This window comes from Ferrovibrio sp. (assembly GCF_965278975.1).
In the GTDB taxonomy this organism is placed as follows: domain Bacteria; phylum Pseudomonadota; class Alphaproteobacteria; order Ferrovibrionales; family Ferrovibrionaceae; genus Ferrovibrio.
Window position 1 is genome coordinate 3,540,926 of the sequence record NZ_OZ257126.1, and the last position, 16,202, is coordinate 3,557,127.

At 61.7% G+C, this 16,202-nt stretch carries 17 protein-coding genes and 4 tRNA genes; 14 read left to right on the forward strand and 7 right to left on the reverse strand.

Translation table 11 applies throughout. The features are described from left to right. Positions 1 to 13: 13 nt before the first annotated feature. From ACQY7X_RS16740 to ACQY7X_RS16755, 4 genes are all read right to left on the reverse strand, one after another. Entirely contained in the window at positions 14 to 1,078 is a 1,065-nt protein-coding gene (locus ACQY7X_RS16740) for an ABC transporter ATP-binding protein (protein WP_428246558.1), read from the reverse strand. 14 nt (positions 1,079 to 1,092) lie between these two features. Further along, positions 1,093 to 1,914, reverse strand: coding sequence for a carbohydrate ABC transporter permease (locus ACQY7X_RS16745; protein ID WP_428246559.1), 822 nt, complete (start codon positions 1,912 to 1,914; stop codon positions 1,093 to 1,095). A gap of 2 nt (positions 1,915 to 1,916) precedes the next feature. Continuing rightward, positions 1,917 to 2,813: a carbohydrate ABC transporter permease gene (locus ACQY7X_RS16750; protein WP_428246560.1), complete on the reverse strand. Its 897-nt coding sequence runs from the start codon at positions 2,811 to 2,813 to the stop codon at positions 1,917 to 1,919. Between the two features lie 94 nt (positions 2,814 to 2,907). After that, the gene (locus ACQY7X_RS16755) at positions 2,908 to 4,203 is read right to left on the reverse strand and encodes an ABC transporter substrate-binding protein (RefSeq protein ID WP_428246561.1); all 1,296 of its coding nucleotides are present in this window, start codon (positions 4,201 to 4,203) and stop codon (positions 2,908 to 2,910) included. 368 nt (positions 4,204 to 4,571) lie between these two features. Here ACQY7X_RS16755 and ACQY7X_RS16760 point away from each other — a divergent pair, with 368 nt between their 5' ends. Beyond that, positions 4,572 to 5,384, forward strand: a complete 813-nt coding sequence (locus ACQY7X_RS16760; RefSeq protein ID WP_428246562.1) for a phosphodiesterase — start codon at positions 4,572 to 4,574, stop codon at positions 5,382 to 5,384. Between the two features lie 19 nt (positions 5,385 to 5,403). On the opposite strand, the gene ACQY7X_RS16765 is transcribed toward ACQY7X_RS16760, so the two are convergent. Together ACQY7X_RS16765 and ACQY7X_RS16770 are read right to left on the reverse strand one after the other, a co-directional pair. Beyond that, positions 5,404 to 5,478 (reverse strand) — tRNA-Thr (locus tag ACQY7X_RS16765). A 67-nt stretch (positions 5,479 to 5,545) separates the two neighbouring features. After that, a complete protein-coding gene (locus ACQY7X_RS16770; RefSeq protein ID WP_428246563.1) occupies positions 5,546 to 6,448 on the reverse strand; it encodes a response regulator in 903 nt (300 codons plus the stop codon). 253 nt (positions 6,449 to 6,701) lie between these two features. Between ACQY7X_RS16770 and ACQY7X_RS16775 the strand changes: the two genes are divergently transcribed. From ACQY7X_RS16775 to bfr, 3 genes are all read left to right on the forward strand, one after another. Continuing rightward, complete coding sequence (locus ACQY7X_RS16775; protein ID WP_428246564.1) at positions 6,702 to 8,918, forward strand: ATP-binding protein; 2,217 nt, start codon at positions 6,702 to 6,704, stop codon at positions 8,916 to 8,918. A 112-nt stretch (positions 8,919 to 9,030) separates the two neighbouring features. Beyond that, a complete protein-coding gene (locus ACQY7X_RS16780; protein WP_428246565.1) occupies positions 9,031 to 9,240 on the forward strand; it encodes a (2Fe-2S)-binding protein in 210 nt (69 codons plus the stop codon). A gap of 330 nt (positions 9,241 to 9,570) precedes the next feature. After that, a complete protein-coding gene (bfr, locus tag ACQY7X_RS16785; RefSeq protein WP_428246566.1) occupies positions 9,571 to 10,035 on the forward strand; it encodes a bacterioferritin in 465 nt (154 codons plus the stop codon). Positions 10,036 to 10,046: 11 nt separating this feature from the next. On the opposite strand, the gene rlmB is transcribed toward bfr, so the two are convergent. Next, a complete protein-coding gene (rlmB, locus tag ACQY7X_RS16790; RefSeq protein WP_428246567.1) occupies positions 10,047 to 10,949 on the reverse strand; it encodes a 23S rRNA (guanosine(2251)-2'-O)-methyltransferase RlmB in 903 nt (300 codons plus the stop codon). Positions 10,950 to 11,078: 129 nt separating this feature from the next. Between rlmB and ACQY7X_RS16795 the strand changes: the two genes are divergently transcribed. The 10 genes from ACQY7X_RS16795 (at position 11,079) to rplL (ending at position 16,113) form a co-directional block, all read left to right on the forward strand. Then, positions 11,079 to 11,164 (forward strand) — tRNA-Tyr (locus ACQY7X_RS16795). A gap of 104 nt (positions 11,165 to 11,268) precedes the next feature. Further along, positions 11,269 to 11,342: transfer RNA gene (locus tag ACQY7X_RS16800), tRNA-Gly, on the forward strand. Between the two features lie 87 nt (positions 11,343 to 11,429). After that, on the forward strand, positions 11,430 to 12,620 hold the full coding sequence (gene tuf / locus ACQY7X_RS16805; protein WP_428246568.1) for an elongation factor Tu: 1,191 nt from the start codon (positions 11,430 to 11,432) through the stop codon (positions 12,618 to 12,620). 23 nt (positions 12,621 to 12,643) lie between these two features. After that, positions 12,644 to 12,720: transfer RNA gene (locus tag ACQY7X_RS16810), tRNA-Trp, on the forward strand. A 42-nt stretch (positions 12,721 to 12,762) separates the two neighbouring features. Continuing rightward, positions 12,763 to 12,960, forward strand: a complete 198-nt coding sequence (secE, locus tag ACQY7X_RS16815; RefSeq protein WP_341984471.1) for a preprotein translocase subunit SecE — start codon at positions 12,763 to 12,765, stop codon at positions 12,958 to 12,960. A gap of 4 nt (positions 12,961 to 12,964) precedes the next feature. Next, positions 12,965 to 13,498, forward strand: coding sequence for a transcription termination/antitermination protein NusG (gene nusG / locus ACQY7X_RS16820; protein ID WP_428246569.1), 534 nt, complete (start codon positions 12,965 to 12,967; stop codon positions 13,496 to 13,498). 201 nt (positions 13,499 to 13,699) lie between these two features. Continuing rightward, the gene (rplK, locus tag ACQY7X_RS16825; protein WP_428246570.1) at positions 13,700 to 14,131 is read left to right on the forward strand and encodes a 50S ribosomal protein L11; all 432 of its coding nucleotides are present in this window, start codon (positions 13,700 to 13,702) and stop codon (positions 14,129 to 14,131) included. Positions 14,132 to 14,145: 14 nt separating this feature from the next. Further along, positions 14,146 to 14,862: a 50S ribosomal protein L1 gene (rplA, locus tag ACQY7X_RS16830; protein ID WP_428246571.1), complete on the forward strand. Its 717-nt coding sequence runs from the start codon at positions 14,146 to 14,148 to the stop codon at positions 14,860 to 14,862. A gap of 301 nt (positions 14,863 to 15,163) precedes the next feature. Continuing rightward, positions 15,164 to 15,673 (forward strand): 50S ribosomal protein L10, encoded by a 510-nt coding sequence (gene rplJ / locus ACQY7X_RS16835; RefSeq protein ID WP_428246572.1) that lies wholly within the window; start codon positions 15,164 to 15,166, stop codon positions 15,671 to 15,673. 62 nt (positions 15,674 to 15,735) lie between these two features. Further along, on the forward strand, positions 15,736 to 16,113 hold the full coding sequence (rplL, locus tag ACQY7X_RS16840; protein WP_428246573.1) for a 50S ribosomal protein L7/L12: 378 nt from the start codon (positions 15,736 to 15,738) through the stop codon (positions 16,111 to 16,113). Positions 16,114 to 16,202: the final 89 nt, after the last annotated feature.

Here is a 16,202-nt window from a genome sequence, read left to right on the forward strand (position 1 = left end):
TTGTGAATATGGTTCAAGTATAAAGTGCCTGGCCTGAAGCAGCATTGAAAAGCCGCGCCCGGCCGGTGTCAATCGCAAGACCAATTTCGGAGCCGACTTCCGGCACGCCTTCCACCGGCAGGCGGGCGATCAGGCGGTCCGCGCCCACGCGCAGTTCCGCCAGCGCCTCGGCACCCAGCAGTTCGACACGCTCGACGCGGCCGGTGAGGGTGGCGGCGTCCAGCCGCGAAACCGCGATTTCCTCGGGCCGCACGCCGAGCAGCACTTCGCCGCTGTTCTGACCATGGCCGAGGCCGAGCGGCTTGAGGAAGCCGGGATGGGACAGGCCGCTGCCATCAAGCTTGCAATGCAGCATGTTCATTTCCGGCGCGCCGATGAAGGAAGCGACGAAAACATTGCTCGGGCGACGGTAGACATCCATCGGTTCGCCGAGTTGCTGGATACGGCCTTCCGCCATCACCGCGATGCGGGTGCCGAGCGTCATTGCTTCCACCTGGTCGTGGGTGACATAGATCACCGTGATGCCGAGTTCGTTATGCAGCCGCTTCAACTCGCCGCGCATGCGACCGCGCAGCTTGGCATCCAGGTTGGAAAGCGGTTCGTCGAACAGGTAGACCTTCGGCTTGCGCACCAGGGCGCGGCCGATGGCGACGCGCTGGCGCTGGCCGCCAGACATCTCCTTCGGCTTGCGTTCCAGCAACTCGCGGATATTCAGGATATCGGAGGCCTCCAGCACGCGGGCCTCGATTTCCTTCTTTGACAGCTTGGTGGTCTTCATCAGGCCGAAAGCCATGTTCATGTAGGCAGTCATATGCGGGTAGAGCGCATAGGACTGGAACACCATGGCGATATCGCGATATTGCGGTTCCACTTCGGTGACATCCACGCCATCGATCAGCAGGTTTCCGGCGGTTATGTCCTCAAGGCCTGCCACCATGCGCAACGTGGTGGATTTGCCGCAGCCGGATGGGCCGACCAGCACCATGAAGTCCTTGTCGGCGATTTCGAGGTCGAGCGCCTGCACCGCGGTCTGGGTGCCGTAACGCTTGGTGATCTGTCGCAGGGAAACGGTTGCCATGACTGGGTCCTTACTTACTTGAGGCCGGCATGCATGAAGCTGTCGACGAAGCGGCGCTGGAAGATGACGAAGAGCAGCAGCAGCGGCGACACCACGATCACGGTCGCCGCCATCAGGCGGGTCCAGTCGGCGCCGCTATCGGATTTGGCCAGCAGGCCAAGGCCGATCGGCATGGTGCGTACGGCTTCCGAATTGGTCACCAGCAGCGGCCACATATAGTCGTTCCAGTGCGTCACCACCGAGATGATGCCGAAGGCGACGAGGGTGGGGCGCACCAGCGGCAGGTAGACATGCCACAGCGTGGCGAAATGGCCGCAGCCATCCAGCTTGGCGGCATCGCCGAGTTCGGTCGGCACCTGGCGGAAGGATTGGCGCAGCATGAAAGTGCCGTAGCCGCTGGCAACAAAAGGCACCACCATCGCCGGCAGGCTGTTGAGCAGGCCCATCTCGCGCACGGTGACGAAGTTGGTGAGGAAGATGGCGTAGATCGGGAACATGATCTGGAGCAGGAACAGCCCGAAGATCACATTCTTGCCGGGGAAGGTGAGGCGGGCGAAGGCATAGGCGGCGAGCGAGATGGTGAAAAGCTGCGCCGCCAGGATCGAGCCGGTGACCAATACCGAGTTGAGCAGGTAGGTATCGAACGGCGCCACCGCCAGCGCCGCTGGGTAATTGTCCCAGATGAACGACTTGGGCAGCACGCCGGCCTTCGGGTCGAACACCTCGATGCGGGTTTTCACCGAAGTGATAAGGATCCAGGCCAGCGGGCTGAGCCACAGCAGGCTCAGCGGGATCAGCACAAAATGCAGCCAGTTGCGCTTGAGGGTTTTCATCATGATCAGCGCCCCAGGTAATGTACGCGGCGCCCGATAGTCGAGGCGATCACCGCGATCAGGCCGCCGATGAACAGCAGCAGCATATTGGCCACCGTGCTGGCGAAGCCGATATCCTGATACTGGAAGGCGTTCTGATAGATGTAGAAGGTCAGCACATTCGTCGCGTCGGCGGGTCCGCCCAGCGTCATCACGAACACATAATCGAAGATCTGGTAGGAATGCAGGATACCGATGATGATCACGAAGTAGATCGTCGGCGAGATCAGCGGAATGGTGATGTGGATGAGCTGGTGCCAGGCCGAAACGCCATCCAGCTTGGCGGCTTCATAGAGGTCGCGCGGCACCAGTTGCAGTGCTGCGAGCAGGATCAGCATGAAGTAGCCGGAATATTTCCAGATGCTCATTACGATGATCGCCGGCATTGCCCAGTCGGAGGAATACAGCCATTCCAGCTTTGGCAGGCCCAGCGCATCCATCATGCCGTTGATCGGGCCGTAGCCGGGCGCGTAGAGGAATACCCAGACCATGCCGGCGGCTACCGACGGGATCATCACCGGATAGAAGAAGGCCGAGCGGTAGATCGCCATGCCGCGGATCTTGCTGTCCAGCGCCACCGCCAGCAGCAGCGCGCAGGTCAGCGCCAGGGGAATGGTGATCAGGGTATAGAAGGCGGTGTTGCGGAAGGATTTCCAGAACAATTCATCCTGGAACAGGCGCTCGTAGTTTTCCCAGCCGAGATAAATGATCTTGCTGGAGCCGAGCATCACGTCGTGGAAGCTGAAATACAGCGAACGCAGGATCGGCCAATAGGTGAAAGCGGCAAGGAACACGAGGGAGGGCAGCAGCATGACCGCTGCCACCATCGCTTCGCGCGTGGGGGCCGATAGGATACGTCGCATAGAGGATTGCTCTTACGGAGTTGCCAGGCGGGATTACCGGGGCAGGTGAAGCGGAAAGGCCGGCCGGCGCCGAGACGCCAGCCGGCCGCGACCGTTAGGTCCGGCGCCGCATTAGGCGCTGGATTTCCTGGTTCGACTTGGTGTTGGCTTCCTTCAGCGCGGCGGCGGGGTTGATTTCGCCGGCCAGCGTGCGGTCCAGCGCGCTCTTGAGGAATTCGCGCACCTTGTGATAGCCCGGCACCTGCAGGAAGGCGCCGGCATAGGCGGCCTGATCCAGCGCCACCTTGGCCGCCGGCACTTCGTTGACGAACTTCTTCAGCTCCGCGCTTTCCCACGACGACTTGCGCGCCGCGATATAGCCGGTGGCCTGGCACCATTCGGTCTGGTTCTTGGTGTTGGTCATCCAGCGCGCGAAGGTCCAGCTCGCCTTGAGATGGGCATCCGGCTGCTTCTTGGCGATGAAGATCGGACCGCCGCCGATGGTGGCACCGTAGGTCTTGTTCTTCGGCATGAAGGCCACGCCGACATCGAAGGGCGAGGATTTGCGCAGGTTGGTGAGCGAGCCGGTGGAGTGGTAGAGCATCGCGGTGCGGCCGGCCATGAAATCGTTGGCCGAGCTTTCCCAGGTGGATGCCGCCGGCATCACGCCCGCCTTCACCATCTTCACCCAGAATTCCAGGGCGTCGAGGGCTTCCGGCGATTCGAACAGCACCTTGTCCTTCTGCCACGGCACCAGGCCGTTCTGGCGCACATAGCTCTCGAAGATCCAGTCATGCCAGCCGCCGCCGATGGTGAGGCCCCACTGGGTCACGTCGGCACCCTGGCGGATGGTCAGCGCCTTGGCGGTCTCAAGCAGCTCGTTCCAGGTATCCGGAATCTTGGTGATGCCAGCCTTGGCGAAGGCGGCCTTGTTCACATAGAGCACCGGGGTGGAGCACTGGAAGGGCAGGCCGTAGAGCTTGCTCTCGGATTCGCAGATGCCGAGGAAGCCGGGCAGGAAGTCCTGGTAGATGTCGTCGGCCTTGGCCAGCGCGGTCACATCGGCCAGCGCATCCATGCCGAGGAAAGTCTGCAGCGCCGAGTTGATCGGCAGCCAGGTGGCCGGCGGATCGCCCACGCCCAGCGAGGTCATCACCTTCTGCTCGGTGTTGTCGTAGCTGCCGGCGTAGATCGCCTCCACCTTGACCTTGTCATGGGCGGCGTTGAACTCGTTGATCATGCCGGTGACGATGCGGTTGATGTCGCCCGACACGCCGATCGGGTACATGAACTGCAGCTTCACCACATCGCTGCCCTGGGCGAAAAGCGGGCTGGAGCCGAACATGCCGGCCGCCGAAACCGCCGCCGCACTTCCTTGCAGGAAGTGGCGCCGGGAGATTGGGGATTTCATCTTTGTCATCGTTGAGTTCCTCGTGGTTGGTAGCCGTTGATCCGGTCTCTGGTACGCCACTCTTGTTGCCCCCGGCCGGACCTTGCTGCCGCCAGCAGACCGGGAAGTGCCGGCTGGGGAACAGCACGATCCGTGCCATCGTTTACGCTTTGATGATATTTTGATGAAAATTGTGAGTTTTGTTGGGTTTTGTTGATCTGTTTCCCCTGTTTATTTCCAACAAGCCTCAAACTTGGGCGATTTCCGGGAGTTATTCAGCCAAATTTTTACGCAAAATGCCACAAAATAAATCTGGTATAAAAGCAAAAGCTCACATATTTCCTCATATTGCGGTGCGATATGCTGCCCCGGCCGCCAGGAGGCATAAAATGTTGATAGCCCAAATTACCGATTTGCACGTCACGCGCGAGGCTGAATTGCTGGCCGGTCGGGTGGATACCCGTGCCGCCTTCGCCCGCTGCCTGGAGCGGCTGGCGAGTCTCGATCCGCGCCCTGATCTGCTGCTGGTGACCGGCGACCTGACCGAGACGGCGACGGATGGCGAATACGCCCATCTCAAGGCCGGGCTGGATGGTCTTGGCCTGCCGTATCTGGTGGTGCCGGGTAATCATGATGACCGCGCCGCCATGCGCCGGGCGTTTCCAGCCATGTTGCCTGCCGCCGCCGCCGATGCGCCGTTCTGTCACGTCACCATGCGCGATGACTGGCCGCTGCGGCTGATCGGCATCGATTCAATCGTGCCGCGCCGCTCCGAAGGCGCGCTCTGCGCCGAACGCCTGGCCTGGCTGGAAGGCGAGGTGGCGAAGGCCAGCCCGGAGCGGCCGGCCCTGCTGTTCATGCATCATCCGCCATTCCGCACCGGCATCGCGCCGATGGATGCCTGCGGCGTGTTGGAAGGGCTGGAGGCTTTCCGCGCGCTCGTGACGCGCCATGCGCCGCGCATCGCCGGCATCCTCTGCGGCCATGTGCATCGCGTGATCCATGCCAGCATCGCCGGCGTGCCGGTTTTGCTGGCACCGTCTTCCGCGCATCAGATAGAACTCGACCTGCGCGAGACGGCGCCGCTCGGCTTCTGCTTCGAGCCGTCCAAGATCGCGCTGCATGACTGGCGCCCGGATCAGGGCCTGGTCAGCAACTACGTCTATGTGGAGCGTTTCCCGGGGCCGTATCCGTTCGGGTAACGACCCGTCTGGCGGAAAATGGTGCCGGATGAGGGGATTGAACCCCCGACCTTCGGTTTACAAAACCGCTGCTCTACCGCTGAGCTAATCCGGCGCAGGAAATACCGCGCCGTTCTAGCCAAGCCGGCCCTTCCGGGCAAGAGGGAGGGTCTGTTTCCGCTTCACGCGGCACTAAAAATGCGCAGGCGGTCGAGTATCTTTTGCCCGAGGTCGCCACCGGAGCCGGTCACCTTGTGACGCGCCACTGTGGAAAGTGCCGTGGCGAAGCCATTAATCACATCTGCATTATGCTGGCCGATGGCCGGACCCTGCCGTATGAATTTACAGAGTTCCGCGGCTATTTCGCTCGCCAGGGGATAATCCAGGCTGGTGCCCTGGCCCTTGATGTCGTGAGCGACGCGGAAGATACGGTCAGCGATTTCGCCAGCGACTTCCGGGCGTGCTCTCAGATTTCTGGCATCCTGCCCGATACGGTCCGCGGCATCGCCGAGCTGAACCTCGAAATCGGCCCGCAATCGCTTCAGCGTTGCCAACGCTTCGGCAAGCTGCTGTGGACTGGCTGTTTCCGCAACATTGTCAGTCGGCGGGTTTTCGCGGCGGCGGTCGGTTCCAGGGAAAGGCCGCTGACTGCGGCGCCGATCCGGTCCGGTGAAATTATCATTGCGGATGAACAGGCGGCTGCGCCGCAAGGCTCCCCGCAGCTTGGCTGCCAATTGTGCGGGGGAGAGGGGTTTGACAAGAAATTCCGAAGCGCCGGCATCACGGGCGGTGGAGACGCGCCAGCTTTCGGCATGAGCCGTCATCACAACAACGGGCAGGCGGCGGATATTACCGTTGCCGGATGTACGCAGTCTCTGCAGCAATTCCAGGCCGCTCTCCCCCTGCATTTCCCAATCGGTGATGATGGCATCCACGTTATGGTGCTCAAGCACGTCAAAGGCATCATTCACGGTTGCGGCCTGCAATATCTCGCGCGTATGCAGATCGCGCAGCAGCAACTGCATAAGGCGCCGCATGCTGTCGTTGTCATCCACTACCAGTATTGATGCCTGCTGGATCTGCATGGCCTGCTTCTCGGTTGCGGCACAGCACTTAACGCCTCAGATGTGGCGCTCCAACGAAGTTTCCGCTAACGGCAATATGGATTAACGATTTGTAACACGCACAACTTTGATCCGGCGGCTATCTCTTGCACCATCCGACAACTGGTGTGCCGCCATGCAACATCTGCTTAATCGTTTGCCCATACGCCTTTCCACCTTGGTCCTCTGCATCGGCTTGGTGTTTGCCGCTGTGCAGGCGTCAGGGCTTGGCTTGATGGCTTATTTCAGCCGCAATGAAACCATACTGGATGCCAAGCACGATCTCGCGAACAACACCAAGCTGCTCAGTATCCATACACAGCAGATTCTCACGGCAGCCAGCATCGTCCTTGAATCGGTGGCCGATGACGTGAAACGCGCGGATGCGCGTACGCCCGAGCAGTTCCGCCAGTTGCTTTCCGGCCGGGATACCTTCGATCGTCTGGTGCAGCGTGCCGGTGTGGTGCCGCAGGTGGATGTGGCCACCGTTGTTGCTTTGAACGGCGATGTGCTCAATTTCACCCGCAGCTATCCGCCACCGCCGATCAATCTGGCGGACCGTGATTACTTCAAGGCGCATTTTCAGGGCAGCGGGCTGGCGCTGTTCGTCTCCGCGCCAGTGCGCAATCGTGGCACCGGCGCCTATACCTTCTACCTTTCCCGGGCGATCCTGGCACCGGACGGGCAGATCATCGGCATGGTGCTGACCGGCATTGAAAGCCGTTATTTCGTTGAAGTGTTCAAAGCCCTGGCGGAAGCCGAGGCGGGGGCAGCGGTGTCGCTGTTCCGTGAAGACGGCATGCTGCTGTCGCGGGCGCCCTGGCGGGAAGAAGCCATCGGAAAATCCTTTGCTCAGCAAGCGGCTTTCCGCCTGCTCGCAGAGAATCCACAAGGCGGCTCCGAATTGGCTGAGGGTTATCGTCTTGCCGATCCGGAAGCTGCGGTGCAGCGCCTGGTTTCACCGGCGCGGGTACCGGGGTTTCCGCTGGTGGTGAATATCACGCAACCCGTGGAACCGCTGTTGCAGGAATGGCAGCATCGCACCCTTGGCACCTTGTGGGCCGCGGGCCCGGCCATCCTGCTGTTTGCCCTGGTCTGTATTCTTGCCGCACGGCTTTTTGCTCAGCGTGAAGCCCTTATCGTCAGCCTCACCGAGGCGCGGGAAAAAGCCGAAGTGGCATCGCGGGTCAAGTCAAGTTTTCTGGCAAATATGAGCCATGAGATTCGCACGCCGCTGAATGGCATCATGGGCATGCTCGGGCTTTTGCGGCGCCAGCCACTGGAGCCCGAAGCCCAGCATTTCATTGACAACGCTGATATGTCGGCGCGGCATCTGCTGGCGGTAGTGAATGATATTCTCGATCTCTCGAAGCTCGAAGCCGAGATGATGCGTATCGAGCCGGTGCATTTCAGGCTTGAAGAACTGCTCGGGCAGGTCGCGACGCTGGTCAGCGTGCAGTTGGAAAACAACGGCAATCAGCTTCATTGGAAGATCGCGGATGCTGTGCCGCGTTATCTCCTGGCGGATGAGGCACGGCTACGCCAGATTCTGCTCAATTTGGTGGCCAATGCGGTGAAATTCACGCGCAGTGGGCGGATTGATATTGCGGTCGAAGCGCTGGACGAGGCCGAACCGCCTGCTTGCTTGCTGCGCTTCGTGGTCAAGGATACGGGTATCGGTATCGCGCGTTCCGCCAGGGAGGCTTTGTTCCAGGAGTTTCATCAGGCGGATTCTTCCATTTCGCGGCGTTTCGGCGGCACGGGCCTGGGGCTGGCCATCTGCAAACGGCTGGCCCAGCTGATGGGAGGAGAGATCGGCTTTGAGAGTGAGGAGGGCCAGGGCACCACCTTCTGGTTCACCTTGCCATGCCGGGCCGGGCAGCCCGTAGACGCGTTGCTCAATCATATCGAGAGCGATGCCCGGTCTGCGATGCCGCGTCTGCGCATCCTGGTCGCCGAGGACAATCCCATCAATCAGGAGCTTGTCGCCTATCTGCTGAAATGGGCCGGCCATCATTGCGATCTGGTAAAGAATGGCATGGAGGCGCTGGAGGCATTGAATGCCGCACCCTATGACCTGGTGCTGCTGGATGTGCATATGCCGGACACAGATGGTGTTGTGGCATTGCGCCAGATACGGGCCATGGCCGGGCCGCTCAGCCATATGCCTGTGATCATGCTGACGGCCAATGCCATGCAGGGTGACCGCGAGCGGTATCTGGCGCTCGGCGCGGATGAGTATGTTTCCAAGCCGATTGCCGCGGCAGACTTATTCGCGGCGATTGCCCGCGTCATGAAGCGGATGCCGGCTGACATGCCGCCGCCGCCGGTATTGCCGCAGGCCAGGGAAACGCAGCCGCTCTCCGATGAGGCGAAAAGCGGCCTTGGCGAGGTGCTGGCTCAGCTCGATTTGCTGGCGGAACGGCCCGGCGGACAGAATAAGGCCAGCTGAACTGCTGCTCTTGTGGGGCGGTACTCTTTTGGAAGGGAGCTATTGCAAATCGTTCGCAGTCGCCCTACATTCCTCGCGTCTGATAATCAGTCGCAACCGGATTCCGCCGCCGATGTATGTCTGCCTTTGCCATGGATTGACCGAACGCGATGTGCGTGGCGCCATTGATCAGGGCTGCCGTTCGGTGGCTTCGGTCTACCGGCATCTGGCGGACAAGCCGCAATGCGGCAAATGCGTTGGTGACGTGCGCTGCATGATCCGCGCCGCCTGCAATGGCAGCCATGCCGTGCCGCTCGGCGCCGTGGCCCAGGCCGAGGCCTGATCCTCTCCCGATAAATCCTGTGGATGGTTGGCAAGGGCGGATGCTGTTCGCATCGCCGCGTGCCTTACCGCCTTGCTTCTGGTGGCGCTGAAGCCAGCACGGCCAGTCGGAAGAAACCCCGAATCAATGCCCCAGAACCAATGCTCTGGCCGCTTGCGTTTCATGCCGGCCCAATCATGTTTTCCGGGCCAAATATGCGGCTATTCCGCGAGTGCTTCGCAGTTGCCGCACTATCTTCGCTAGTCATTCGCAAGCGCAGGCTTTTGTGTTGCGCGGTGCGGCATCGGCGCCTATGCAGAACCCAATCGGGTGAGCAATAGGAGCTAAGTCATGAAGGGCGATAAGGGCGTTATCAAGCATCTCAACGTGGTGCTGAAGAATGAGCTGACCGCCATCAACCAGTATTTCCTGCATGCGCGCATGTGGAAGAGCTGGGGCTATGAGAAGCTCGGCCATCACGAGTACAAGGAATCGATCGACGAGATGAAGCACGCCGATCAGATCATTGAGCGCATCCTGCTGCTCGAAGGCGTGCCCAACCTGCAGGATCTCGGCAAGCTGCGCATCGGCGAGACGGTGCCGGAAGGCCTCAAGGGCGATCTCGATCTTGAGCGGCAGAATCGCGGCGACCTGGTGGCCGCCATCGGCGCCTGCGAAAACGCCGCCGATTACATCAGCCGTGACGTGCTGCGCCACATCCTCAAGGAGACCGAGGACCATATCGACCATCTCGAGACCCAGCTTGGTCTGGTCGACAGCCTCGGCATCCAGAATTTCCTGCAGTCGCAGGTTTAAGCTTTAACGGCTCAGCCGCCGCGGGCACATTCATACAGTGCTACGGCGGCTGCGGCCGAGACATTCAGGCTTTCCACGGCGCCGGTCATCGGCAGCTTGGCCAGGAAGTCGCATTTCTCCCGCGTCAGCCGGCGCAAACCTTCATCTTCCGCTCCCAGCACCAGGGCCACGCGCTTGATGCCGGATACCGCCTGGGCCAGGGTCTTGTCGGTTTCCATTTCCAGGCCGACGCGCCAGAAGCCGTATTCGGCCAGCTGGTCCAGCGCCCGGGCGAGGTTGGTGACGCGGATCAGCGGCAGCACTTCCAGGCCGCCGGAAGCCGCTTTGGCCAGGGCGCCGGTGGCTTCCGGTGAATGGCGGTCAGGCAGCACCACGGCGCGCGCGCCGAAGGCGGCGGCCGAGCGGATCACTGCCCCGATATTGCGCGGGTCGGTCACCTGATCCAGCAGTACGACGATTTCGCGGTCCTCTCCCAACGGAGCGGTGAGCGATTCGATGCCGGGATCCTCCAGCGGCTCGACCTGCAGGGCGATGCCCTGATGCACCGCCTGGGGCGGTAGCAGGGCGTCGAGGCGGGACTTATCCACAATCTCGGGCTGGGGCTGGGCGGGCAGGCGGGGCTGTATTTCCGCCAAGGTTTCGCGGGTCAGTACCAGGCGGCGGCAATAACGCTCTGGATTCGCCAGGGCGGCGAGGCAGGCATGGGTGCCGTATAACCAGATCGGACCACTGCCGGATGAGGGCTTCCGATGGTGCCCGTGATGGCCTGATTTCTCAGGCTGTTCAGGGCGTTGGCCGGAGTTTCTGGCATGCGGGCGCGCCTCATGCTGTGCGGGGCGGGAATTCCGGGGGGGCTGATGCTTGCGTCTGCTCATGGCCGCCTTTATATTCCGCCGCGATAGAGGCAACAACATTGCCGTTCCGAGCCCCGTGTGTCGGGGGGAGAGTGGCGATGCTGAGCCTTTTGTCGCGTTTTTTGCTGATGCCGGTCGTTGAGATTCGTGGTTTTTCCCCTTGCCGGGGAAGGTGCCAAGGAAGCGATTGGAGAGGTGCCCGAGTGGCTAAAGGGGACGGACTGTAAATCCGTTGGCGCACGCCTACGCTGGTTCGAATCCAGCCCTCTCCACCACCTTACGCACTGAGGCCGCGAAGCGGCTGGCAGATTTCGAGGCAGGCCGGGGCCGCGCAAGCGGTCGGCGGGCCTCGGGGTGAAAGGCAAGAGATGCGGTATTGGCGGGTGTAGCTCAGTGGTAGAGCCCCAGCCTTCCAAGCTGGTTGCGTGGGTTCGATTCCCATCACCCGCTCCAGCCTTAGGTGAGTTGTAGAGTACCGAGCGGACAGCACATCAAACAGGCCACGGCTGAAGCCGGGCCGGATAGAGCAGGACGAGAGCCATGGGCAAGGCAAAATTTGAGCGCAACAAGCCGCATTGCAATATCGGGACGATTGGTCACGTTGACCACGGCAAGACGTCTCTGACTGCGGCGATCACGAAGGTTCTGGCGGAAGCTGGCGGCGCGACGTTTACGGCGTATGACCAGATCGACAAGGCGCCGGAAGAGAAGGCGCGTGGCATCACGATCTCGACGAGCCATGTCGAGTACGAGACCCCGAACCGCCACTATGCCCACGTCGACTGCCCTGGCCACGCTGACTATGTGAAGAACATGATCACGGGTGCGGCGCAGATGGACGGCGCGATCCTGGTGGTGTCGGCTGCTGACGGCCCGATGCCGCAGACCCGCGAGCACATCCTGCTGGCGCGCCAGGTCGGCGTGCCGTCGCTGGTGGTGTTCCTGAACAAGTGCGACATGGTTGACGACGCCGAACTGCTCGACCTGGTCGAGCTGGAAGTGCGCGAGCTGCTGTCGAAGTACGACTTCCCGGGCGACGACATCCCGATCGTGCGCGGTTCGGCCCTGTGTGCGCTGGAAGACAGCAACAAGGAACTGGGCCACGACGCGATCCTGAAGCTGATGGCCGAGGTGGACAAGTACATCCCGCAGCCGGAGCGTCCGAAGGACAAGCCGTTCCTGATGCCGGTGGAAGACGTGTTCTCGATCTCGGGCCGCGGCACTGTGGTGACCGGTCGCGTTGAGCGCGGCATCATCAAGGTTGGCGAGGAAGTCGAGATCGTCGGCCTGAAGGCGACGATCAAGACCACCGTCACCGGCGTTGAAATGTTCCGCAAGCTGCTTGATTCGGGTGAAGCTGGCGACAACATCGGCGCGCTGCTGCGCGGCGTGCAGCGTGATGACGTTGAGCGCGGCCAGGTTCTGGCCAAGCCGGGTTCGATCACCCCGCACACCAAGTTCACGGCCGAAGCCTACATCCTGACGAAGGAAGAGGGCGGCCGCCACACCCCGTTCTTCACCAACTACCGTCCGCAGTTCTACTTCCGCACCACCGACGTGACCGGCGTCGTGTCGCTGCCGGAAGGCGTGGAAATGGTGATGCCGGGCGATAACGTGAGCATGCAGGTCGAGCTGATCGCGCCGATCGCCATGGATGATGGCCTCCGCTTCGCTATCCGCGAAGGCGGCCGTACCGTCGGCGCCGGCGTCGTCGCAAGCATCTCCGCTTAAGGCAGCGGATTTGTTGCGCATGCAGGGGTGTAGCTCAATCGGCTAGAGCACCGGTCTCCAAAACCGGGGGTTGTGGGTTCGAGTCCCTCCGCCCCTGCCAGCGCGGCAGAAAATAAGTTACTAGAGGTTAGACGTAGCGTTCATGGCGAAGACCAGTCCCATAGAATTCCTGCGGCAAGTGCGCCAGGAGACCGCCAAGGTCACCTGGCCGACCCGCAAGGAGACCCTGATCACCACGGCGATGGTGTTCCTGATGGGTCTGGTTGCGGCTCTGTTTTTCTTCCTGGTCGATATGGTGCTGCGTTCCGGCGTCCAACTCGTTCTAGGTCTGGGAGGCTAAGGCGATGGCGAAGCGCTGGTACATCGTCCATGTCTATTCGAACTTCGAGAAGAAGGTGGCTCAGGCGATCCGCGATGCCGCGGCGCAGAAGGGCATGGCCGACCTGATCGAAGAGATCCTGGTGCCGACCGAGGAAGTGGTGGAGATCCGCCGCGGCCAGAAGGTCAATGCCGAACGCAAGTTCTTCCCCGGCTATGTGCTGGCGAAGATGGAAATGACCGACGAGACCTATCACCTCGTCAAGAACACGCCGAAGGTCACCGGCTTCCTGAGTTCGGCCGGCAAGCCGTCGCCGATCACGGAAGCGGAAGCCCAGCGCGTCGCCAACCAGGTCAAGGAAGGCGTCGAGCATCCGAAGCCCTCCGTGGTGTTCGAAGTCGGCGAGCAGGTCCGCGTTGCGGATGGCCCGTTCACCTCCTTCTCCGGCGTGGTGGAAGAAGTGGACGAGGAGCGCGCCCGCCTCAAGGTGGCGGTGTCGATCTTCGGCCGTGCCACCCCGGTGGAACTGGAATACAGCCAGGTCGAGAAGGCCACCTAAGGCAGAGTTCCCTGATTGCCCGGTCAAGAAAGCATTTGACCGGGACCCCGCCGGGGCTTATAAGCGCCGGCTTCCGGGGCCATAAACCCCGGTTTCGTCGTGTGGGAGGCAGTTCGGGCCTAAATTCGCCAGGTCCGCGACCGCCGCACCACGCAGTCTCCAACGGGAGCCAAGTCTCCCATGTGAGCCAAGGAGTTAGAGATGGCGAAGAAGATTGACGGCTATATCAAGCTGCAGGTTCCGGCCGGCAAGGCCAACCCGTCGCCGCCGATTGGTCCGGCGCTGGGCCAGCGCGGCGTGAACATCATGGAATTCTGCAAGGCGTTCAACGCCTTGACCAAGGAGATGGAACCGGAAATGCCGATTCCGGTGGTTATCACCGTGTATTCGGACCGCTCCTTCACCTTCATCACCAAGACCCCGCCGGTGACCTACTTCCTGAAGAAGGCCGCCAAGATCAAGTCCGGCGCCAAGGTGACCGGCCGCGAGAAGGTTGGTTCGGTGACCATGGACCAGGTGCGCGAGATCGCCAAGGCCAAGATGAAGGACCTCAACGCCCACGACATCGAAGCGGCTTCGCAGATGATCATCGGCTCGGCCCGTTCGATGGGCCTGGACGTCACGGGCGCGTAAGGGGGACTTGAAACATGTCTAAGGGCAAGCGCTACACCGCCATTTCCAAGACCGTCGATCCGGAAACCCGCTACGACCTGGGCCAGGCCGTCAAGCTGGTGAAGGCCGCCGCCAAGGCGAAGTTCGACGAGACCATCGAGATCGCCATGAACCTCGGTGTCGATCCGCGTCACGCCGACCAGATGGTCCGTGGCGTCGTCACCATGCCGTCGGGTACCGGCAAGACCGTGCGCGTCGCGGTTTTCGCCAAGGGTCCGAAGGCCGAGGAAGCCAAGAAGGCCGGTGCCGATCTGGTTGGCGCCGATGATCTCGCCGAGATCATCAACGGCGGCAAGATCGAGTTCGACCGCTGCATCGCCACCCCGGACATGATGGCCGTGGTCGGCCGTCTCGGTAAGGTGCTCGGCCCGCGCGGCCTGATGCCGAACCCGAAGCTCGGCTCGGTGACCATGGACGTTGCCGGCGCCGTCAAGGCGGCCAAGGGCGGCCAGGTCGAGTTCCGCGTCGAGAAGGCTGGTCTGATCCATGCCGGCATCGCCAAGGCTTCCTTCACCGAGGATCAGATCCTGGTGAACGTGAAGGCTTTCATCGATGCCGTGCTGAAGGCCAAGCCGACCGGCGTGAAGGGCCATTATGTGAAGAAGATCGCGCTCAGCTCGACCATGGGTCCGGGCGTGCGCATCGAGCTTTCCAGCGCCATGGGCGGCGATGCCGCCAAGGCTGCTGCTTAAGGTGTTATGAGTTTCCCTCGCCGGTGCGAGCCGGCGGGGGGCTTCATCCAAACTTCGGTGCGGATGAAATCCTGTCCGAGACTGCAGGTATCCGATGGGCTCCGGCCCAACGATATAATGGTTTGTCCACCTGCATAGACAGCGATAAGGAACTTCCGACGGCGCAAGCCGTTATGAAGGTTCGAGTCCTGGGACAGGCGAACCGGACGTATGGTTCGCCGTTTGATGCAAGTCAGGCGTCGGCCGTGCGTTCAAGTGCAACAGGGTCGGAATAGTCCGATCCGCGTTGAGGAGACGAGCAGTGGACCGTTCTCAAAAGAAGGAACAGGTTAGCGCGCTCAGCCAGGTGTTCACGGACGCCAAGGCTGTTGTCGTCACTCAGAATAACGGTCTGACCGTGGCTCAGGTGACTGAGCTGCGCCGCCAGATGCGTGACGCTGGGGCCAGTTTCAAAGTTGCGAAGAACCGGCTTGTCTGCCTCGCCCTCGAGGGCACGTCCTACAAGTCCCTGAACAAGCTGTTCAAGGGGCCGACCGGCATTGCTTATGCCAATGACCCGGTCGCGGCCGCCAAGGTCGCCGTGGAGTTCGCCAAGAAGAACGACAAGTTCGTCGTTGTTGGCGGCGCCATGGGCGATACCGTTCTGGATGCCGAAGGCGTGAAGACCCTGGCCAGCCTGCCGTCGCTCGATGAGCTCCGCGGCAAGCTGATTGGCCTTATCCAGGCCCCGGCCACCAAGGTGGCGGGCGTGGTGCAGGCGCCGGCGTCGCAGCTTGCACGCGTGCTGCAGGCTTTTGCCTCGAAGGAGTGAGGTGGCACTAGCCACACACCGACAACCAGTACCCAGAGATATCGAACCTACAGGAGACTACAATGGCTGATTTGAACAAGATCGTTGACGAGCTCTCGGCTCTCACCGTCATCGAGGCCGCCGAGCTGGCCAAGCTGCTGGAAGAGAAGTGGGGCGTTTCCGCTGCCGCTCCGGTGGCCGTTGCCGTCGCTGGCGGCGGCGGTGCCGCTGCTCCGGCCGCTGAAGAAAAGACCGAGTTCAACGTGATCCTCGTTGAAGCGGGCGCCAACAAGATCAACGTGATCAAGGAAGTGCGCGCGATCACCGGCCTGGGCCTCAAGGAAGCCAAGGACCTGGTCGAGGGCGCTCCGAAGCCGGTCAAGGAAGGCGTGAACAAGGACGAAGCCGCCAAGCTGAAGGCTCAGCTGGAAGGCGCTGGCGCCAAGGTCGACGTCAAGTAATTCGCTTAAGCGGCGGGGAGGGGCCGGCATGGCTCCTCCCCAAAGCCGCCAGTATACGAACCATGCCCCGGCCATCGCGGGATTTCGAT

Excerpts from the sequence above, each read along its gene's own strand:
- ACQY7X_RS16740 (WP_428246558.1), bottom strand. The coding sequence starts at position 1,078 with ATGGCAACCGTTTCCCTGCGACAGATCACCAAGCGTTACGGCACCCAG.
- ACQY7X_RS16745 (WP_428246559.1), bottom strand. The coding sequence starts at position 1,914 with ATGATGAAAACCCTCAAGCGCAACTGGCTGCATTTTGTGCTGATCCCG.
- ACQY7X_RS16750 (WP_428246560.1), bottom strand. The coding sequence starts at position 2,813 with ATGCGACGTATCCTATCGGCCCCCACGCGCGAAGCGATGGTGGCAGCG.
- ACQY7X_RS16755 (WP_428246561.1), bottom strand. The coding sequence starts at position 4,203 with ATGAAATCCCCAATCTCCCGGCGCCACTTCCTGCAAGGAAGTGCGGCG.
- ACQY7X_RS16760 (WP_428246562.1), top strand. The coding sequence starts at position 4,572 with ATGTTGATAGCCCAAATTACCGATTTGCACGTCACGCGCGAGGCTGAA.
- ACQY7X_RS16770 (WP_428246563.1), bottom strand. The coding sequence starts at position 6,448 with ATGCAGATCCAGCAGGCATCAATACTGGTAGTGGATGACAACGACAGC.
- ACQY7X_RS16775 (WP_428246564.1), top strand. The coding sequence starts at position 6,702 with ATGGCTTATTTCAGCCGCAATGAAACCATACTGGATGCCAAGCACGAT.
- ACQY7X_RS16780 (WP_428246565.1), top strand. The coding sequence starts at position 9,031 with ATGTATGTCTGCCTTTGCCATGGATTGACCGAACGCGATGTGCGTGGC.
- bfr (WP_428246566.1), top strand. The coding sequence starts at position 9,571 with ATGAAGGGCGATAAGGGCGTTATCAAGCATCTCAACGTGGTGCTGAAG.
- rlmB (WP_428246567.1), bottom strand. The coding sequence starts at position 10,949 with ATGTTGTTGCCTCTATCGCGGCGGAATATAAAGGCGGCCATGAGCAGA.
- tuf (WP_428246568.1), top strand. The coding sequence starts at position 11,430 with ATGGGCAAGGCAAAATTTGAGCGCAACAAGCCGCATTGCAATATCGGG.
- secE (WP_341984471.1), top strand. The coding sequence starts at position 12,763 with ATGGCGAAGACCAGTCCCATAGAATTCCTGCGGCAAGTGCGCCAGGAG.
- nusG (WP_428246569.1), top strand. The coding sequence starts at position 12,965 with ATGGCGAAGCGCTGGTACATCGTCCATGTCTATTCGAACTTCGAGAAG.
- rplK (WP_428246570.1), top strand. The coding sequence starts at position 13,700 with ATGGCGAAGAAGATTGACGGCTATATCAAGCTGCAGGTTCCGGCCGGC.
- rplA (WP_428246571.1), top strand. The coding sequence starts at position 14,146 with ATGTCTAAGGGCAAGCGCTACACCGCCATTTCCAAGACCGTCGATCCG.
- rplL (WP_428246573.1), top strand. The coding sequence starts at position 15,736 with ATGGCTGATTTGAACAAGATCGTTGACGAGCTCTCGGCTCTCACCGTC.